18 protein-coding genes are annotated in these 17403 nt (G+C 68.4%); 6 read left to right on the top strand and 12 right to left on the bottom strand.

Annotated features, from left to right (window positions below; all coding sequences use genetic code 11):
* Nucleotides 1-2: 2 nt before the first annotated feature.
* Entirely contained in the window at nt 3-197 is a 195-nt protein-coding gene (locus ABD05_RS04915; RefSeq protein WP_006484654.1) for a DUF2905 domain-containing protein, read from the top strand.
* A 25-nt stretch (nt 198-222) separates the two neighbouring features.
* On the opposite strand, the gene ABD05_RS04910 is transcribed toward ABD05_RS04915, so the two are convergent.
* From ABD05_RS04910 to ABD05_RS04885, 6 genes are all read right to left on the bottom strand, one after another.
* Nucleotides 223-444: a hypothetical protein gene (locus ABD05_RS04910; protein ID WP_047899200.1), complete on the bottom strand. Its 222-nt coding sequence runs from the start codon at nt 442-444 to the stop codon at nt 223-225.
* A gap of 135 nt (nt 445-579) precedes the next feature.
* Nucleotides 580-1488 (bottom strand): carbohydrate kinase family protein, encoded by a 909-nt coding sequence (locus ABD05_RS04905; protein WP_047899199.1) that lies wholly within the window; start codon nt 1486-1488, stop codon nt 580-582.
* Nucleotides 1485-2765 (bottom strand): AGE family epimerase/isomerase, encoded by a 1281-nt coding sequence (locus ABD05_RS04900; protein WP_047899198.1) that lies wholly within the window; start codon nt 2763-2765, stop codon nt 1485-1487. Before ABD05_RS04900 ends, ABD05_RS04905 begins: the two co-directional genes overlap by 4 nt.
* The gene (locus ABD05_RS04895; protein WP_047899197.1) at nt 2762-3784 is read right to left on the bottom strand and encodes a LacI family DNA-binding transcriptional regulator; all 1023 of its coding nucleotides are present in this window, start codon (nt 3782-3784) and stop codon (nt 2762-2764) included. The genes ABD05_RS04900 and ABD05_RS04895 overlap by 4 nt, the downstream gene beginning before the upstream one ends.
* 399 nt (nt 3785-4183) lie before the next feature.
* On the bottom strand, nt 4184-6025 hold the full coding sequence (locus tag ABD05_RS04890) for an EAL domain-containing protein (RefSeq protein WP_047899196.1): 1842 nt from the start codon (nt 6023-6025) through the stop codon (nt 4184-4186).
* A 205-nt stretch (nt 6026-6230) separates the two neighbouring features.
* A complete protein-coding gene (locus ABD05_RS04885) occupies nt 6231-7265 on the bottom strand; it encodes a bile acid:sodium symporter family protein (RefSeq protein ID WP_047901082.1) in 1035 nt (344 codons plus the stop codon).
* A gap of 346 nt (nt 7266-7611) precedes the next feature.
* Here ABD05_RS04885 and ABD05_RS04880 point away from each other — a divergent pair, with 346 nt between their 5' ends.
* The 3 genes from ABD05_RS04880 (at nt 7612) to ABD05_RS04870 (ending at nt 10686) form a co-directional block, all read left to right on the top strand.
* On the top strand, nt 7612-8106 hold the full coding sequence (locus tag ABD05_RS04880) for a hypothetical protein (RefSeq protein ID WP_047899195.1): 495 nt from the start codon (nt 7612-7614) through the stop codon (nt 8104-8106).
* Between the two features lie 357 nt (nt 8107-8463).
* Complete coding sequence (locus ABD05_RS04875) at nt 8464-9540, top strand: porin (protein WP_047899194.1); 1077 nt, start codon at nt 8464-8466, stop codon at nt 9538-9540.
* 183 nt (nt 9541-9723) lie between these two features.
* A complete protein-coding gene (locus ABD05_RS04870) occupies nt 9724-10686 on the top strand; it encodes a LysR family transcriptional regulator (protein ID WP_047899193.1) in 963 nt (320 codons plus the stop codon).
* 126 nt (nt 10687-10812) lie between these two features.
* Here the strand turns inward: ABD05_RS04870 and ABD05_RS04865 are convergent, their stop codons facing one another.
* Nucleotides 10813-11772 carry an NAD(P)H-dependent flavin oxidoreductase gene (locus ABD05_RS04865; protein WP_047899192.1) on the bottom strand — a complete coding sequence of 320 codons (960 nt, stop codon included), beginning with the start codon at nt 11770-11772 and terminating at the stop codon, nt 10813-10815.
* A gap of 282 nt (nt 11773-12054) precedes the next feature.
* On the opposite strand from ABD05_RS04865, the gene ABD05_RS04860 reads away from it, so the two are divergent.
* Nucleotides 12055-12951 (top strand): alpha/beta fold hydrolase, encoded by an 897-nt coding sequence (locus ABD05_RS04860; protein ID WP_047899191.1) that lies wholly within the window; start codon nt 12055-12057, stop codon nt 12949-12951.
* Nucleotides 12952-12981: 30 nt separating this feature from the next.
* On the opposite strand, the gene ABD05_RS04855 is transcribed toward ABD05_RS04860, so the two are convergent.
* Entirely contained in the window at nt 12982-13473 is a 492-nt protein-coding gene (locus ABD05_RS04855; protein ID WP_047899190.1) for an Lrp/AsnC family transcriptional regulator, read from the bottom strand.
* Nucleotides 13474-13585: 112 nt separating this feature from the next.
* Between ABD05_RS04855 and ABD05_RS04850 the strand changes: the two genes are divergently transcribed.
* Nucleotides 13586-14488, top strand: a complete 903-nt coding sequence (locus ABD05_RS04850; protein ID WP_047899189.1) for a DMT family transporter — start codon at nt 13586-13588, stop codon at nt 14486-14488.
* Between the two features lie 243 nt (nt 14489-14731).
* Here ABD05_RS04850 and ABD05_RS04845 read toward each other — a convergent pair whose 3' ends face one another.
* From ABD05_RS04845 to ABD05_RS04830, 4 genes are read right to left on the bottom strand one after another with little or no spacing between them, the layout of a single operon-like run.
* A complete protein-coding gene (locus ABD05_RS04845) occupies nt 14732-14938 on the bottom strand; it encodes a DUF1289 domain-containing protein (RefSeq protein ID WP_047899188.1) in 207 nt (68 codons plus the stop codon).
* Complete coding sequence (locus ABD05_RS04840) at nt 14935-15441, bottom strand: YbaK/EbsC family protein (RefSeq protein WP_047899187.1); 507 nt, start codon at nt 15439-15441, stop codon at nt 14935-14937. The genes ABD05_RS04845 and ABD05_RS04840 overlap by 4 nt, the downstream gene beginning before the upstream one ends.
* 26 nt (nt 15442-15467) lie before the next feature.
* Entirely contained in the window at nt 15468-16400 is a 933-nt protein-coding gene (locus ABD05_RS04835) for a hydroxymethylglutaryl-CoA lyase (protein ID WP_047899186.1), read from the bottom strand.
* 39 nt (nt 16401-16439) lie between these two features.
* Nucleotides 16440-17381 carry a 2-hydroxyacid dehydrogenase gene (locus ABD05_RS04830; protein ID WP_047899185.1) on the bottom strand — a complete coding sequence of 314 codons (942 nt, stop codon included), beginning with the start codon at nt 17379-17381 and terminating at the stop codon, nt 16440-16442.
* Nucleotides 17382-17403: the final 22 nt, after the last annotated feature.

The raw sequence follows: 17403 nt of genomic DNA, 5'->3' as shown, positions 1-17403 counted from the left end.
GCATGCTGCGCTGGCTGATGGCGTCGTTCGTCGCGGTGATGATCCTGACGCGCTGCTGGCCGTGGCTCGGCAAGCTCGGCATCGGGCGGATGCCGGGCGACGTCACGCTGACGCTCGGCGGACGGCGCTACCCGTTCCCGTTCATGTCGACGCTGGTGCTGACGATGCTGGTATCGATGGTGGCGCGGCTGCTCTGAGCCGCGCCGGAAAGGGCGGTGCGCGTTACAGCTCGATCTCGCCGAGGATCCGGTGCGCGAGCGCCTTTGCCTCGTCGAACGCTTCTTCCTCGCTGGGGCTCGTCGAGTGGACGTCGTAGCGCATGTTCTCGGTGTCGTCCCCGTCGTCCCGTGCGAGGATCACGTAACCCTGGTACTGCCCGTTGGCCGAATGCTGGGTATGCGCCTTGGCCGTGTAGATGCCTTTCGTGAACGTGTTGGTGTCCATCGTGCCTCTCCCGCAAAAGGACACTTCATCGTAGCACTGCGGCGCAGCATGTACAGCGCGGCTTATCGGTGACCGAACGGTGTCCGGTCACGGTGTCCGGTCGCGGCGCCCGGTCAGCGTTCGATCAACCTTCGATCAGCCCTCGATCAGCGCGATGACCTCGTCGAGCGTCGGCGCGTGCGCGCCCGTGTGCCGGCATGCGGCGGCGCCCGCCGCCAGCGCGAACGCGAGATGCTCGCGCCACGATCGCTGCGGCGCGGCCATCAGGCTGAACAGCATGCCGCCGATCGACGCGTCGCCCGCGCCGACGGTGTCGGCCACCTCGACGCGCGGCGGGCTGGCCTCGTGCACGTCGCCGTCCGCGTAGAGCGTCGCCGCCTGCGCGCCGCGCGTGACGAGCACGGCCGCGCGCGGGTTCAGCGCGCGCACCGCCGCGACCGCGTCGGGGCCGTCGCCGCCGAACAGGTGCCGCAGGTCCTCGTCGGACACCTTGATCAGGTCGGCGAGGGCGGCCATCTTCTCCAGCGTCGGCCGGTACGCGGCCGTCATCAGGTTGCGGACGTTCGGGTCGAAGCTGATCTTCACGCCGCGCGCGTGAAGGTCGGCCGCGAGCGCGGCCAGCGTGCCCGCGAGCGGTTCGCGCACGAGGCTGATGCAGCCGAAATGCGCCCATTTCACGTGGCCGGTCCAGCCGGCCGGCAGCCGCGCGGGATCGAACGCGAGATCGGCGCTCGCTTCGCCGATGAAGAAGTACGCGGGCGGGCGCGTCTCGTGGACGATCGCGAGCAGCGGCGGCCGTGCGACGCGCTGCAGGAAGCGCAGGTCGAGCCCGGCCGCTTCGCTCGTGCGCCACAGCACGTCGGAGAAGCAGTCCTCGCCGATCGAGCCCGCGAGCGCGCTCGGCACACCGAGCCGCGCGACCGCACGTGCGACGTTCCAGCCGGCGCCGCCCGGCACCGACGTCCACTGCGCATCGCCCGCGCGCACCATGTCGGTCAGGATGTCGCCCGCCGATACGAAAGCCGGAAACGTGCCGCCGCTCATTGAGTCGGCTCGCTGCGCGCCGTGCGCGCAAGGGTCGCGAGCACGTCGTAGCACGCGCCCATCGTGTGATAGTCGGTCTTGCCGGCCGGGCTCTTCTCGTCGCTGTACTTGCGGTTGTCGCAGGTGAGGATCCGGTACCACGCGCCGTAGCGGTGATCGACGAAGTGCGCCCAGCTATAGCGCCAGATCTCGTCGTACCAGTCCCAGAAGCGCTCGCTGCCGGTGCGCGCGCCGAGCATCGCCGCTGCCGCGAAGGTTTCCGCCTGCACCCAGAAGTACTTGTTGTGGTCGCAGATCGTGAAGTCGGGGCCGAAGCCGTAGTACAGGCCGCCGTGATCGGCGTCCCATGCATGCGTGAGCGCCGCGTCGAACAGCTCGGCCGCGCGCGGCACGAGCCAGTCGAGCGGGCGGTGCCGCTCGAGGATCAGCAGCAGCTTCGCCCATTCGGTCTGGTGTCCGGGCTGGAAGCCCCACGGACGGAAGATGTTCGAGCTGTCTTCCTTGTTGTAGTCCCAGTCGACCGACCAGTCCGCATGGTAGTGCTCCCACACGAGCCCGCCCGACAGCGCGGCCTGGCGCTGCGTGATGTGGCTTGCGAGCTTTTCCGCGCGATCGAGGTACGTGAGGTGGCCGGTCGCCTCATAGGCCGCGAGCAGCGCCTCCGTCATGTGCATGTTCGCGTTCTGGCCGCGGTACGACGACACGATCCAGTTCGGCGTCGCGTCGTCCGCATACAGGCCCGCGGCCGGATCCCAGAAGCGGTGCTCGGCCAGCTCGTAGGTCGCCGCGATCAGCGGGCGTGCTTCGTCGATGCCGGCCATCGTCGCGTGCGCGGCCGCGAGCAGCACGAACGCGAGCCCGTAGCAGTGGCGCGTGGCGTCGAGCGTCGCGCGCTTCGCGCCGTCGCGCCAGTCGAGTTCCCAGTCGTAGCCCTGCAGTTCGTCGTCCCAGTGCGCGTCGCGCAGGAAGCGCAGCCCGTGGCGCGCATAGTCGAGGTGACGCGGATCGCCGAAATGCCGGTACGCCATCGCGTAGTTGAAGACGAACCGGCAGGTGCTGACGAGGTGGCGCGACGTGCGGTTGTAGATGCTGCCGTCGTCGCGGAAGTAGTGGTAGAAGCCGCCCGTCGGGTCGAACGCGTTCGTCGCGTAGAAGCGCAGCGTGTCCTCGACGTGCGACAGCAGGAACGACGGATCGCGGAAGCTCGCGACGAACGGCGCGGCTTGCGTATGGGCGGCCGGCGCGGCCGTACAGGGTTGGACCGGGGGCATGTTCATGATTCTTCGGTGACCGTGGCGGTATCGAGTGCCGGGGAGCCGGCGGGCTGGCTGCTGGCCCGCACGATCAGCTCGACGGGCAGGGAAATCTCGGTGCGCTCGGGCGCTTCGGCGAGCAGCAGCTCGACGCCGCGGCGGCCGAGCGCTTCCTTGTCGACCGCGAGCGTCGTGAGCGGCGGGCTCGCGTGCGCGGCGGCCGGGATGTTGTCGAAGCCGACGATCGCGATGTCGTCCGGAATCCGCAGGCCGCGCGCGGTGCACACGCGCTGCGCGGCCAGCGCGGCCGCGTCGTTGTACGCGAAGACGGCGTCGGGGCGCGGGCCCGGTGCGTCGAGCAACTGCTCCATCGCGCGCGCGGCGCCCGTGTCCGGGTCGAGCCCCGCGTCGATCGTCATTTCGTACGCGGGATCGAACAGCCGCCCGGCCTCGAAGAACGCGCGCCGGTAGCCGATCGCGCGCTGCGCGATGCTGTAGTGCGCGGGCGAGCCGCCGATGAACGCGATCCGCGAGCGGCCGGTGGCGAGCAGGTGGCGCATCGCGAGCGCCGCGCCCGTCGCGTTGTCGATGTTGACCGAGCGCAGCCCGGGCGCCCACAGGTCGATCAGCACCAGCGGCCGGCCGGTTGCGGCGAGCGCCTCGATCGTCTCGGGCTCGATGAAGCCGGCGACCGCGATCGCGTCGGGCGCGTGCGGGCGCATCTGGCGCAGCACGTCGTCGTTCGGGCCGACCGTCAGCAGCGTCGGCACGATGCCGCGCTCACGGCACGCGTCCTCGACGCCGTGCAGCACGTGCGAGAAGAACGGGCTCGCGGGAAAGCGGTTGTGCTGGCGGTGCAGCAGGAAGGTGAGCCGGCGGATGCGCGGCCGCAACTGCGCGGAATCGTAGCCGAGCTGCTGTGCGATCTCGACGATGCGCGCACGCGTTGCTTCCGACAGGCCCGGCTGGTTTTTCAGCGCGCGGGAGACGGTGCCGATCGAGACCTCTGCCGCCCGCGCGACATCGCGAATGGTGGTGCCCATCGTTCGGGGTCCGGTTTGTTTAGGGTGAAAGCGATTGTATAGTAAAACGCTTCGCGGAATTCGGGCCGGATAGCCGGGGAATACCCGGGAATAGTGGGTTTTTAGGCGCTAATCTGCGAAAACGACGTTACTAAAAATACTAAACAAAACGCGAAAAAGGCAAGGTGGTCGTGCGGGTGCCTGGCGGCGCGGGCGGCTGGCGGGAAAGGGGCGGGAAGAGGCAGGAAAGCGGGCTGCGTCAGCGGACTGCGTCGAACGCGTCCGCGCACGGTGCCCGGTGGCCCGCGCGGGCGCCGGGCTTCCGAAGCCGATGTGCAACGATTCGGCCGGTTGACGGGCGGACGGCCGTCCCCGTTGCACGGAGCACAGCCTTATCCGCGTTCGACGGCTGCCCGCCGTTCAGTCCACCGCCGCCACGGCCGGCGGTTCGCCGCGATTGCGCAGCGCGGCGCGGCCCGCATCGAGATCGACGACCGCGAGCCCGCCCGGGCGCTGTTTCGCGCGCCGCTTCGCGAGCGCCGCGACCGACGCGATCTCGTCGCTGCCGTAACGCTCCGCGCCGTGTGCGCCGGCCGGCACGCCGACCGCGCCGATCGCCATCGTCACGAAGCCGAAGAACGCCGGGTTGCCGTGGCGGTCCTCGCCGCGCAGCCCGCCTGCCTGCCGGTCGGCCTGCGTGTAGAAGCGCTGCGCGCCTTCGTTGAAGTGCGCGATCGCGTCGGTCGCGCGCACGTGCCAGTCGTCGCGCTGGAACAGCACGAGGAAATCGTCGCCGCCGACGTGTCCGAGAAAGTCGCGCTGCGGGTCGCACACGCCGGCCAGCACCGTCGCGGCGAACTTCAGCACCTCGTCGCCCTGCCAGTAGCCGTACTGGTCGTTGAACGGCTTGAACTGGTTCAGGTCGACGTAGCACGCATGAAAGCCGGCGTCGCGCTGGAGCAGGCGGTCGATATGCGCGCTGATCGGAATGTTGCCGGGCAGGAACGTCAGCGGGTTCGCGTAGCGCGCGGCTTCGATGCGCATCTCGGTCACCGCGCGCACGAGGCTCTCGCCGGTGCCGAGCCCGACGTAGCGGCCGTGTTCGGTGATCACGAAGCCGTCCGCGAGATAGCGCTGGTCGTGGCTCGCGAGCAGCATCGCGAGCTGCTCGAACGTCGTCGCGTTGTCGATCATCAGCGGCGCATCGTTCGCGAACTGCAGGCACGGCTTCTTACCGAACACCTCGCGGTGATACGGCAGCGCGAAGCGATCGATGAAGCCGCGGCGATTCACGAGCGCGACCGGCCGCCCGCGTTCGACGAGCGCGACCGCGTGCAGGTCGGGCATCCGGTTGAACAGGTCGAGCACGTCGTTGCTGGTCGCGTTGCGCGGCAGCGGCGGCGCGGGGACGAGCATCTTCGCGGCGATCGTGCCGGCCGGCCGCACGGTGCGCGTCGCGCCGGGAAACACCGCGATGTGCGGCGCGCGGATCGCATCGCGCGCGGCCGGCGCGACAACCCGTGACGGCTGCGCGTCCGGCCGGCCGAGCAGGAAGCCCTGCACGCAGCAGATCCCCATGTCGCGCACGACGATCAGGTCGCACTCGTTCTCGATGCCTTCCGCGATCAGTTGCGCGCCGCTCGCCTGCGCGAAGTGCTGCATCGCCTTCACGGCCTCGAACTTGAGCGGGTCGCGCGCGATGTCGTGGATGAAGAAGCGGTCGATCTTCACGACGTCCGGACGCAGGCGCAGCCACAGGCTCATGCTCGCGTTCGCGGTGCCGTAGTCGTCGAGTGCGAACTGGATGCCGGCGTCACGCAGCGACGCGACCGCCGGCCCGATGTGCGCGACATCCGGTATCGCGTTCTGCTCGGTCAGCTCGATCACGATGCGCTCGGCGCCGATCCGCGCGCGGCCGAGAAACTGGCGCGCGCGCTCGCGTTCGCTGGCGAGCTGCAGGATCGTGCCGGCGCTGAAATTGAGGAACAGCTTGCCGTCGCAGTCGAGCGCCGCGAACGCGTCGAGGCAGGTGAGCGCGGCGGCCTGTTCGAGCGCGATGGTCGCGCCTTCGCGCGCGGCCTGCGCGAACAGCGCGGCGGGCGCCTCGAGGTCGGTGCCGCGCGGGCCGCGTATCAGACCTTCGTAGCCGACGACCGTCCCCGACCCGAGATCGACGATCGGCTGGAAAACGGCCGCGAGCGCGCGATCCGCGATCAGGCGCGCGGTGCTGGCGGCAGCGGAGTCGGAGTGGAGCGCGGGCATGGGCGAGGGCAGCCGAATCGACGGGACGTTCGGCTTAACGGCACCGCTCGCGGGGAATTGAATGAAGATTTCATGACGCGATGGGCGCTGATGGTGCATCGCGTCGGGCGCGCATCGGTGCGCGTTTGGCGGGCGGGAAGCGTGAGGCGGGAAGCGGAAGGCGGAAGGCGGCCACCACCCGGTGACCGTCCCGCCACCGTCCCCGTCAGCGCTTGCCCGCGCTCAGCGCGCCGGGTGCCGCCGTCGAGCCGTCCTGCCCGTCGCGCTCGCCGCTCGTGTCGCGCGCGCCCCAGCGCTGCGCGAGCGCCGCGCACGCCATCAACTGGATCTGGTGGAACAGCATCAGCGGCAGCACGATCGCGCCGACCGCGTTCGCCGAGAAGATCACCTTCGCCATCGGCACGCCGGCCGCGAGGCTCTTCTTCGACCCGCAGAAGATGATCGTGATCCGGTCGGCCCGGTTGAAGCCGAGTCGCTTGCTGACGAACGCGGTCAGCAGCAGCGCGATCACGAGCAGCACGAGGTTGACGACCAGCAGGCCGCCGAGCGCGCGCGCCGGGATCTGGTGCCACAGGCCTTCGTTGACGGCCTCGCTGAACGCGACGTAGACGACGAGCAGGATCGAGCCCTGGTCGACGAAGCGCAGCACGCCGCGGTTGCGTTCGATCCAGCCGCCGATCACGGGCCGCAGCAACTGGCCGGCGATGAACGGCACGAGCAGTTGCATCACGATGCTGCCGACCGTGCTCCACGGCGACGCGGCAGCGGCCGACTGCGACGTGATCATCAGCCCGACGAGCGCCGGCGTGACGAAGATCCCGAGCAGGCTCGACGCGGATGCCGCGCACACGGCGGCCGGCACGTTGCCCTTCGCGATCGACGTGAACGCGATCGACGACTGGACCGTCGACGGCAGCGTGCACAGGAACAGCACGCCCGCATAAAGCGTCGGCGTGACGAGCGGCTGCAGCACGGGTTTCAGCGCGAGGCCGAGCAGCGGGAACAGCGCGAACGTGCTGAGCAGCACGACCGTGTGCAGCCGCCAGTGGGTCGCGCCGGCGACCACCGCCTCGCGCGACAGCTTCGCGCCATGCAGGAAGAACAGCAGGCCGACGGCGATGTTGGTCGCCCAGTTGAACGCGTGGGCGGCCGGGCCGCGGCAGGGCAGGAAGCTCGCAAGCACGACGGTGCCGACGAGCGCGAGCGTGAAGTTGTCGGGAAGAAAACGGGGACGGGCCATCGGGAACTCGCTTCGGAAACGACGGAGGCGCGCGTCGCGCGCGCGGATGGCGCTATTGTCCCGGTTGGTCATTCACTACACAAATTCATTGTGAGAATCGATTGATGAATCCGTTGCATGCAATGGCGGCCATCGCGGCCGCCCGGCCATGCGCAAAACGGCAGAAGAATGTTCTTTCACGTTCGCGCCCTGAAGTGAAAAAAACTAGCAGTAACATGGTGTTACACCGATGCCGGCGACCTAACACTTTTGGGCTCGACACCGTTTCGGGGGGCTCATAAATTACTGCTGAAAGCCTTGCGTCGGCCGAAAGGAGCTGGCGGCAGGCATGGACGGGCACTGAACGATGACGGAACGGGTGAAACGGAAGATCGGACGATGGGTGGCAGGCGTGCTCGGCGCGCTGCTGATGCCGCTCGCGCTCGCGCAGCCGCCACACGGCGGTCATGGGTTCGGCGGCCACGGCTTCGGTGGCGGCGACATGCGCGCGTACGGTCAGCCGGCTGGCGGCGGGCCCGGTGGCATGCCCGTCTGGCGGCGCCTTCCGCCCCCCGCCGGTGCACGTGCCGGCGGCATGAGCAGCTACGGTTCCCGCTGGGGGCTGCGGCCGACGCCGTCGTACGGCCATTACGCCGCGCAAAGCCCGTATCGCCCGATCAGCGCCGATGCGCGCCAGATGCCGCGCCCGCCGGGCGGCGGCAACGTGCCGCTGCGCGCCGGTTCGATCCGTGCCGACGTCGCGCGCTACAACGAGGAGCGCGGCGGCCGTCCGATGCCGCCACCCCGCTCGCAGGAAGAGCCTGCGCATTCACCGTACTTCTCCCCGTTCTACCGAAACTGAGCGCCCGCGCGCTCGTCCCCCCGCCGTCCCCCCCGCCGGCTGATGCGAATTCGCCACAGTCGCGCGCAGATTTCCGCTGATTTTCCTGCTGCATTGCGCTATCTTTCGCGCCCGGCACGCGTATGCCACGCCGCCGCCTCGCCGCGCGGCTGCGTTCGCGCCGGGTCGCCGGCGCACATCCGGCCATGGTTCGATTCGCCGAAGTTAATGCTGCCGCTATACCAGCAATAAGCGTGCGCATTTTTGACCGGACGAATGATCCGTAAAGATGGCTGCGCCCCATACGACGCAAGCACTCGGCTCCATAAAACAACGCTCGCGCCACTTATCGACTATTCGACAAATCCTGGAGATCCCATGAATGCATTCGCTCGCCGTGCGTCGCGCACGTCCGTCAAGCTGATCGCCGCTGCCGCCTGCGTGGCGGCCACCGCTCCCGCCCATGCGCAGTCGAGCGTGTCGCTCTACGGTCAGGTCGACGAATGGGTCGGCGCAACCAAGTTCCCCGGCGGCGATCGCGCATGGAACGTGTCGGGCGGCGGGATGTCGACGTCGTACTGGGGCCTGCACGGCGCAGAGGATCTGGGCAGCGGCTACAAGGCGATCTTCACGCTGGAAAGCTTCTTCCGCGCGCAGAACGGCCAGTTCGGCCGCTTCCAGGGCGACACGTTCTTCGCCCGCAACGCATACGTCGGCATCAGCTCGCCGTACGGCACGGTGACGGCAGGCCGCCTGACGACGCACCTGTTCCTGTCGACGATCCTGTTCAACCCGTTCTACGATTCGTACACCTTCTCGCCGATGGTGTACCACGTGTTCCTCGGCCTCGGCACGTTCCCGACCTACCCGAGCGATCAGGGCGCGGTGGGCGATTCGGGCTGGAACAACGCGGTGTCGTACACGTCGCCGTCGTTCGGTGGCCTGAATTTCGGCGCGATGTACGCGCTCGGCAACCAGGCCGGCGACAACCGCTCGAAGAAGTGGAGCGCGCAGTTCAACTATGCGAACGGCCCGTTCGCGGCGACCGCCACGTATCAGTACGTGAACTTCAACAACGGCCCGCAGGACCTGAGCGCGCTCGTCACCGGCATGAAGAGCCAGGGCATCGCGCTGGTCGGCGCGACCTACGACCTCAAGCTCGTGAAGTTGTTCGGCCAGTACATGTATACGAAGAATGACCAGGTCGCGGGCAGCTGGCACGTGAACACCGCGCAGGGCGGCGTGTCGGTGCCGCTCGGCGTGGGCAACGCGATGGCGTCGTACGCGTATTCGCGCGATGCCGGCGGCCTCGACCAGACGCGCCAGACCTGGGCCGTCGGTTACGACTATCCGCTGTCCAAGCGCACGGACGTCTACGCCGCGTACATGAACGACCACATCAGCGGCCTGTCGACCGGCAACACGTTCGGCGCAGGCATCCGCGCGAAGTTCTGACGCGCACGCGCGCTCGGTGCGCCGGCCGCGCGCGAAAATCACGCGTTCCGGCTGCATGTTTTCCCGCCCGAAACGGCGCCGCCACCCGCGGCGCCGTTTTGCCTTTGTTGACCTTTCTGTTTCCTCGCCTTTGTTACCCTATCTCGTAATTGGACCATTCCCCCGTCATTACGAGCTAGTTCGATGGATACCCTCGTCAGCATGAATGTGTTTCGCTACGTCGTCGAAGTGGGCAGCTTCGTCGGCGCGGCCGAGCGCATGCAGATGTCGGCTGCGATGGCGAGCAAGCACGTGATGCATCTCGAGCAGCAGCTCGGCGCGCGGCTGCTGCATCGCACGACACGACGCGTCGCGCCTACCGAGGCGGGACGCGAATATTACGAGCGCCTCGTGCAGGCGCTGTCGGAACTCGACGAAGCCGGGCAGGCCGTCGGCGCCGCGAGCGTGGTGCCGCAAGGCAGGCTGCGCGTGACGTCGCTGTCCGCGTTCGGGTTGCGGCACGTGATGCAGGCCGTCACCGATTACGCGGGCCGGTTCCCGGACGTGACCGTCGACATGACGCTGTCCGATCGCGTGGTCGACCTGATCGAGGAAGGCTACGACGTCGCGGTGCGCGCGGCGCCGAACGGATTGAAGTCGTCGTCGCTGGTCGCTCGGCAGATCGCTACCGCGCACATCCTGCTCGTCGCGTCGCCCGAGTATCTTGACAAGCACGGCACGCCCGATACGATCGCCGATCTCGCGCACCACAACTACCTGCGGCGCGACTCGAATTCGACGATGCTCGACTCGCTCGTGATCGACGCGGCGGCCGCGTCGCGCGTGACCCTCAACGGCAACCTGATCGTGAACCATCTCGAAGGGCTGCGTGCGGCCGTGCTCGCGGGCGCGGGCATCGCGCTGCTCGGCACCGAGGTGGTCGGCGACGACATCGAATCCGGCCGGCTCGTGCCGGTGCTGCTCGATTCGGTGCCGCCGCACGAGGCGCCGATCTATGCGGTCTATGCGAGCCGCCGTCACGTGTCCGCGAAGGTGCGTTCGTTCGTCGATTTCCTCGCGGCGCGTTTCGAAGGGCAGTCGCTGTGCCCGTCGATCGAATCGCGCCTGCGCGTGCTGCCGATCACGCGGATCAAGCGCGCGGGCTGAGCCGCGCGTCCCGCCGCGGCGGGGCGATAAAAAAAAGCGCGAACCGCAGCGGTTCGCGCTTTTTGTTTTGTCCGACGGTATTTGCGGCGGCGGTCGCGCATGCGGCCGCAATGACCGCCGCTTCCGTCAGCGTGCGATGCCGAGCCGCGCCTTTGCTTCGTCGTACTCGCGCTTCAGACGCTCGACGAGCGAGCCCACGCTCGGCAGGTCGTCCATCAGGCCGACACCCTGGCCGGCGCCCCAGATGTCCTTCCACGCCTTCGTCTTGTCGCCGCCGAAATTCATCTTCGTCTTGTCGGATTCCGGCAGCGCTTCCGGATCGAGGCCGGCTTTCTCGATGCTCTCGCGGATGTAGTTGCCGTGCACGCCGGTGAAGAGGTTCGTGTAGATGATGTCCGAGGATTTCGCGTTGACGATCGCGCGCTTGTAGTCCTCGACCGCGTGCGCTTCCTGCGTCGCGATGAAGCGCGTGCCCATGTACGCGAAATCGGCGCCCATCGCCTGCGCGGCGAGGATCGAGCCGCCGTTCGCGATCGAGCCGGACAGCACGATCGGACCGTCGAAGATCTTGCGGACTTCGCCGACGAGCGCGAACGGCGACGTCGTGCCCGCGTGGCCGCCCGCGCCGGCCGCGACGAGGATCAGCCCGTCGACGCCGGCCTCGAGCGCCTTCTGCGCGTGGCGCAGGTTGATCACGTCGTGCAGCACGATGCCGCCGTAGCTGTGCACCGCGTCGACGATCTCGCGTGCCGGTGCGCGCAGGCTCGTGATGAAGATCGGCACCTTGTGCTCGACGCACACGCGCACGTCGTGCTCGAGCCGCGCGTTCGACTGGTGGACGATCTGGTTGACCGCGATCGGACCGATCACCGCATCGGGGTGCTTTGCCTTGTGGTCGGCGAGTTCGGACTGGATCTGCGTGAGCCACTCGTCGAGCAGTTCGGCCGGACGGGCGTTGAGCGCGGGGAACGAACCGACGATGCCCGCCTTGCATTGCGCGAGCACGAGTTCGGGGTAGCTGACGATGAACATCGGCGACGCGATGACGGGCAGCGTCAGGTTCTGCAGGACGGTGGGCAATGCCATGTGATGTCTCCAGTCTCCAGGGAGGGCCGGTGCCGGCGCAGTCGCGCCGATACCGACACCATGCTTTGCGGTCGAACGGTGATTCGAGTGTAGCTGCGGACACAGTCGTTCGTCGAGATTAATACGAACGGTCGTGCGATTCTACGCGAGCTTAACAAAATGCGCGGTGTGGCGGCAATCGAGTGAGTGTTCTCTTTCTACGGATTCTGGCTGTTGCCCCGCTGTGCAGACGCGCGAGCGCTCCTAAAATAGCCGCCATAACAAACCAACGAGAAATAAACCATGTCGTTTGAGGCGTTTGCACCGTTTCGCGTGACGGTGCAGGACACCGACATCTTCGGTGTCAAAGGAGGCGCGGGCCCGCCGCTTCTGTTGCTGCACGGGCATCCGCAAACCCACATGATCTGGCATCGCGTTGCCGCGACGCTCGCGAATCACTTCACGGTGATCGCCACCGACCTGCGCGGATACGGCGCATCGGGCCGGCCGCCGAGCGACGCGCAGCACGTGCCGTATTCGAAACGGGCGATGGCGGCCGACCAGGTCGCCGTGATGCGGCATTTCGGTTTCGAGCACTTCCATGTGTGCGCGCACGATCGCGGCGCGCGTGTCGCGCACCGGCTCGCGCTCGATCACGCGGATGCCGTCGAGCGGATGATGCTGCTCGACATCGCGCCGACGCTCGCGATGTACGAAAAGACCGATCGCGCGTTCGCGACCGCGTATTTCCACTGGTTCTTCCTGATCCAGCCGGAGCCGCTGCCCGAGACGCTGATCGGCGCGCATACCGATGCGTACATCGAGCGCGTGATGGGCAACCGGTCCGCCGGGCTCGCGCCGTTCGCGCCGGAAGCGCTCGACGCGTACCGTGCGGCGCTCGCGCAGCCGGGCGCCGTGCACGCGATGTGCGAGGACTACCGCGCATCGGCGACGATCGACCTCGAGCACGACCGTGCGGATCTCGAGCGCGGCAACAAGGTCGCGTGTCCGCTGCGCGTGCTGTGGGGCGAACACGGGATCGTCGGGCGCTGCTTCGATCCGCTCGACGAGTGGCGCCGCGTCGCACGCGACGTCAGCGGCCGCGCGCTCGAATGCGGGCACTACATTCCGGAAGAGGCGCCCGTCGCGCTGATCGACGAACTGCTCGCGTTCTTCGAAGCGCGCGACCCGGCCGCATAAGGACGTGAGCGGGCGGCGCGGGCCGTCCGCTCAGCGGTGCGCGTTGTCGTCCTCGACGAGCGGCGGCAGCCGGCGCGGCACGGGCGTCGATTTCACGATCGCGGTGCTCGTTTCCGCGCGCTCCGTCACCTTCGACAGGATGTCGTCGAGGTGCTCGATCGTGCGCAGGTAGAGCCGGCAGATGAAGCAGTCTTCGCCGGTCACCTTGTCGCATTCGACGAATTCGGGAATCCGCCGCAGCAACTCCTCGACCAGATGCAACTGGCCGGGCAGCGGCTTCACGCGGACGATCGCCTGCAGCGTGTAGCCGAGCGCGCGCGGATCGAGCTCGACCGTGAACGCGGCGATCACGCCTTGCGCCTCGAGCCGCCGCACGCGGTCGGCGGTCGCGGGCGCCGACAGCCCGATCTGCCGCGCGAGTTCGCTGGTCGCGATGCGCGCGTCGTCGGCCAGCGCCGCGAGGATCGCGCGGTCGGTCGCGTCGAGCGACGCAACGGCGGGTGGGGAAAGGCGTTTCGGCATGATCGCTTTGCTTTCGAAGGTAAATCGGCTGATTCGCTTCAGTTTAGCCGTGGTTGCGGCGAAAGCAAGTTTCTAGAATCGAAGTCATCCACTCTCATCAACGGAGTTCAAGATGGCTTCGAATGAAATTCGCCGCGGCGCCGCCGAGATGGTCGTCGCGATGCTGATGTCCGGCACGATCGGCTGGCTCGTGATGTCGTCGCAGCAGCCGCTGACGAACGTCGTGTTCTTCCGCTGCCTGTTCGGCGCCGCGACGCTCGCGATCGTCTGCGCGGCGTTCGGCTTCCTGCGCCGCTCGCTGTTCTCGCCGCGGATGCTCGCGCTCGCGACGCTCGGCAGCGTCGCGATCGTCGCGAACTGGCTGCTGCTGTTCGCCGCCTATTCGCGCGCGTCGATCTCGATGGCGACCGCCGTCTACAACACGCAGCCGTTCATGCTCGTCGCGCTCGGCGCCATCGTGTTCCGCGAACGGGTCACCGCGTCGACGGTCGCGTGGCTCGCGCTCGCGTTCGCCGGGCTTGTCTTCGTGGTGCGCGTCGAGCCGGCCGTGCTCGCGGTGCCGGGCGAATATCTGGAAGGCGTCGCGCTGTCGCTCGGCGCGGCATTCCTGTATGCGATCTCGTCGATCGTCACGAAGCACCTGAAGGGCACGCCGCCGCATCTGCTCGCACTGCTGCAGGCCGGCCTCGGCATCGTGCTGCTCGCGCCGTTCGCGCACTTCGATACGCTGCCCGCGACTGCCGGGCAATGGCTCGATCTCGTCGTGCTCGGCGTCGTGAACACGGGCCTGATGTACGTGCTGCTGTACGGTGCGATCCAGAAGCTGCCGACCGCGATGACCGGCGCGCTGTCGTTCGTCTATCCGGTCGTCGCGATCATCGTCGATCGTGTTGCGTTCGGGCAGACGCTCGCGTGGACGCAGGTGTTCGGCGCGCTGCTGATCCTGCTCGCGGCGGCCGGCGTGAATCTCGGCTGGCGCATCGTGCCCGCGCGTCGCGCGGCGGTCGGCAACTGAAACGATCGTACGATTCGGCGCCGCGACGCGGTGCCGCCCCGGCTCGCCGGGTACGGATTTCGGGAGCGCGGATGGCGCTCGAAAAGCGCCTGCCCGCACGCGCGAAAGACGCTGCAAGAAGTTGTAGGGAAACACCCGATGCAATGCGGCCGCGTCGCTCGTATGATGCGGGCTGTGACGTTGATCACGTTCACAGGATTCCGATCTCGACGCCGTTCGCCCGTGAGGCTGAACGGCTTTTTTTTATGTGCCGCTCCCGGCGAGCATGCGCCGCCGCGCATCGAGCCGCGCGAGCAGCGCGCGCCTCGCGTCGTCGTCCGACGCTCGCCACCCCTTGATTTCGTCGCGCGTGCGCAGGCAGCCCGCGCACCAGTCGGTGCGCGGATCGATCCTGCAGACGTCCGTGCACGGCGATGCGACCGTGCCGACCGGTACCGGCACGTCGCTCATGCGTTGCCCCTCAATGCGACGTCCGCGACCGGCGCGCCGGTCAGCGACACGAGTTCGTGCGGCGACAGGTTGAACACCGCGTGCGGATGGCCGGCGGCCGCCCACAGGCTGTCGAGCTCGAGCAAGTCGGCGTCGATCAGCGTGACGGGTTCGACGAGATGACCGATCGGGCAGACGCCGCCGATCGCATAGCCGGTGTTGTCGCGCACGAACTTCGCGTCCGCGCGGCCTACCGCGCCGACCTGCGCGGCAACCTTCTTCTCGTCGACGCGGTTGACGCCGCTCGCGACCACGAGCACGGGCGCGCCGTCCGACTCCCGGCGAAACAGGATCGACTTCGCGATCTGCGCGACCGAGCAGCCGAGCCCGGCTGCCGCCTCGGCCGACGTCTTGCCGGTGTCGGCGAGCATCACGATGCCTTTTGCATGGCCGCGCTCGCGCAGCAGCAGCGCGACGCGTCGCGCGGAGTCGGGGAGGGAATCGAATGAAGCTGGTGTCGTCATATTGAGGAATCCATGGAATGCCGGGGTCAGACGCAGGTCGCGGCGTCGTCCGCGCTCTGCGCCTTGGCGAGCAGCGCGCGACCGGCGCGCGACACGTTCGTGCGGCCGATCGCGTTCGAGATGAAGTCGCCGGCGGCGACCACCTGTGCGAGATCGACGCCGGTGTCGATGCCGAGGCCCTGCATCAGGTACAGCACGTCTTCGGTCGCGACGTTGCCGGTCGCGCCCTTCGCGTACGGGCAGCCGCCGAGGCCCGCGACCGACGCGTGGAAGATCTCGATCCCTTCGAACAGCGCCGCGTAGATGTTCGCGAGCGCCTGGCCATAGGTGTCGTGGAAGTGGCCCGACACGCGTTCGCGCGGGAACACGCGCGTGACGGCCGCGAGCACTTCGCGCGTGCGCTTCGGCGTGCCGACGCCGATCGTATCGGCGATGTCGATTTCGTCGCAGCCGAGCGCCGCGAAGCGTTCGACGACGTCGACGACCGACGCGACCGGCACCTCGCCCTGGTATGGGCAGCCGAGCGTGCACGACACGCTGCCGCGCAGCCGCAGGCCCGCATCCTTCGCGGCCTTCGCGACCGGCTCGAAGCGCGCAATGCTCTCGGCGATGCTGCAGTTGATGTTCCGCTGCGAGAATGCCTCGCTCGCCGCGCCGAAGATCACGACTTCGTCGGCGCGCGCGGCGAGCGCGTTCTCGAAGCCCTTCAGGTTCGGCGTGAGCACCGAGTACACGGTGCCCGCGCGGCGCTCGATGCCGGCCATCACGTCGGCGCCGTCGGCCATCTGCGGCACCCATTTCGGCGACACGAACGACGCGGCCTCGATGTTGCGGAAGCCGGCGCGCGACAGCCGGTCGACGAGCGCGATCTTCACGTCGGTCGGCACGAAGGTCTTCTCGTTCTGCAGCCCGTCGCGCGGGCCGACTTCGACGATCTTGACGGCGGTGGGGAACGTCATTGTTGTCTCCTGGTTCCTGGTATCTGTGTAGGGCGGAATTCAGTAGCCGCGCGCGTAGTCGACGATGCCGCCGACGGGCTCGCCGCGCTCGAACGCGCGGATCTTGCCGGCGATCTGCTCGACGGCCTCCGCGCGCAGCGTTTCGGCCGAGCTGTGCGGCGTGATCGTGATGCGCGGTGCGCGCCAGAACGGATGGTCGTCCGGCAGCGGTTCGTGCTGGAACACGTCGAGTGTCGCCGCGGCGATCCGGCCGCTCGCGAGCGCGTCGAGCAGGTCGGCCTCGACGAGATGCGCGCCGCGCGCGACGTTGACGACGTACGCGCCGGGCGCGAGCCGCGCGAACGTTCGCGACGACAGGATGCCGTCGGTGTCGGGCGTGCTCGGCAGCAGGTTGACGAGCACCTTCGCGCCGTCGATGCACGCGTCGAACGCGCCGTCGCCGGCGAAGGTCGCGATGCCGTCGAGCTGCTTCGCGCTGCGGCTGTAGCCGCGCACGGGCAGGCCGAGCGCGGCGAGCGCGAGCGCAACCTGCGCGCCGAGCACGCCGAGGCCGAGCACGGCGACGGTGAACGTTGCGCGCGGATGCGGTTCGAGCGGCTGCCAGCGGCGCTCGCGCTGCTGCACGTCGTATTCGTCGAAACGGCGCAGGTAGCGCAGCACCGCGTGCGTCACGTATTCGACCATCTGCTGCGCCATGCCCGAATCCTCGAGCCGCACGAGCGGCACGTGCGCGGGCAGCGTGCCCGGATGCGCGCGGTCGAGCGCGAGCAGCGCGTCGACGCCCGCGCCGAGGTTGAAGATCGCGCGCAGGCCGTCGCGCGGCGCGAAGAATTCGCGCGGCGCGCGCCACACGAGCGCGTAGTCGGCGGCGGCCGTGTCGCCCGGTTGCCATGCACGTAGTTCGGCTTCCGGCAGCGCGTGCGCGATCTCGTCGCGCCACGCGCCGGCTTCCTGGTGCGGGGAATAGAACAGGATCTTCATTGCATGACTTCGCGCGCGCCGG

It is taken from the genome of Burkholderia pyrrocinia (genome assembly GCF_001028665.1).
GTDB classification, from domain to species: domain Bacteria; phylum Pseudomonadota; class Gammaproteobacteria; order Burkholderiales; family Burkholderiaceae; genus Burkholderia; species Burkholderia pyrrocinia.
This window is presented reverse-complemented; position numbering and strand designations above follow the sequence as displayed.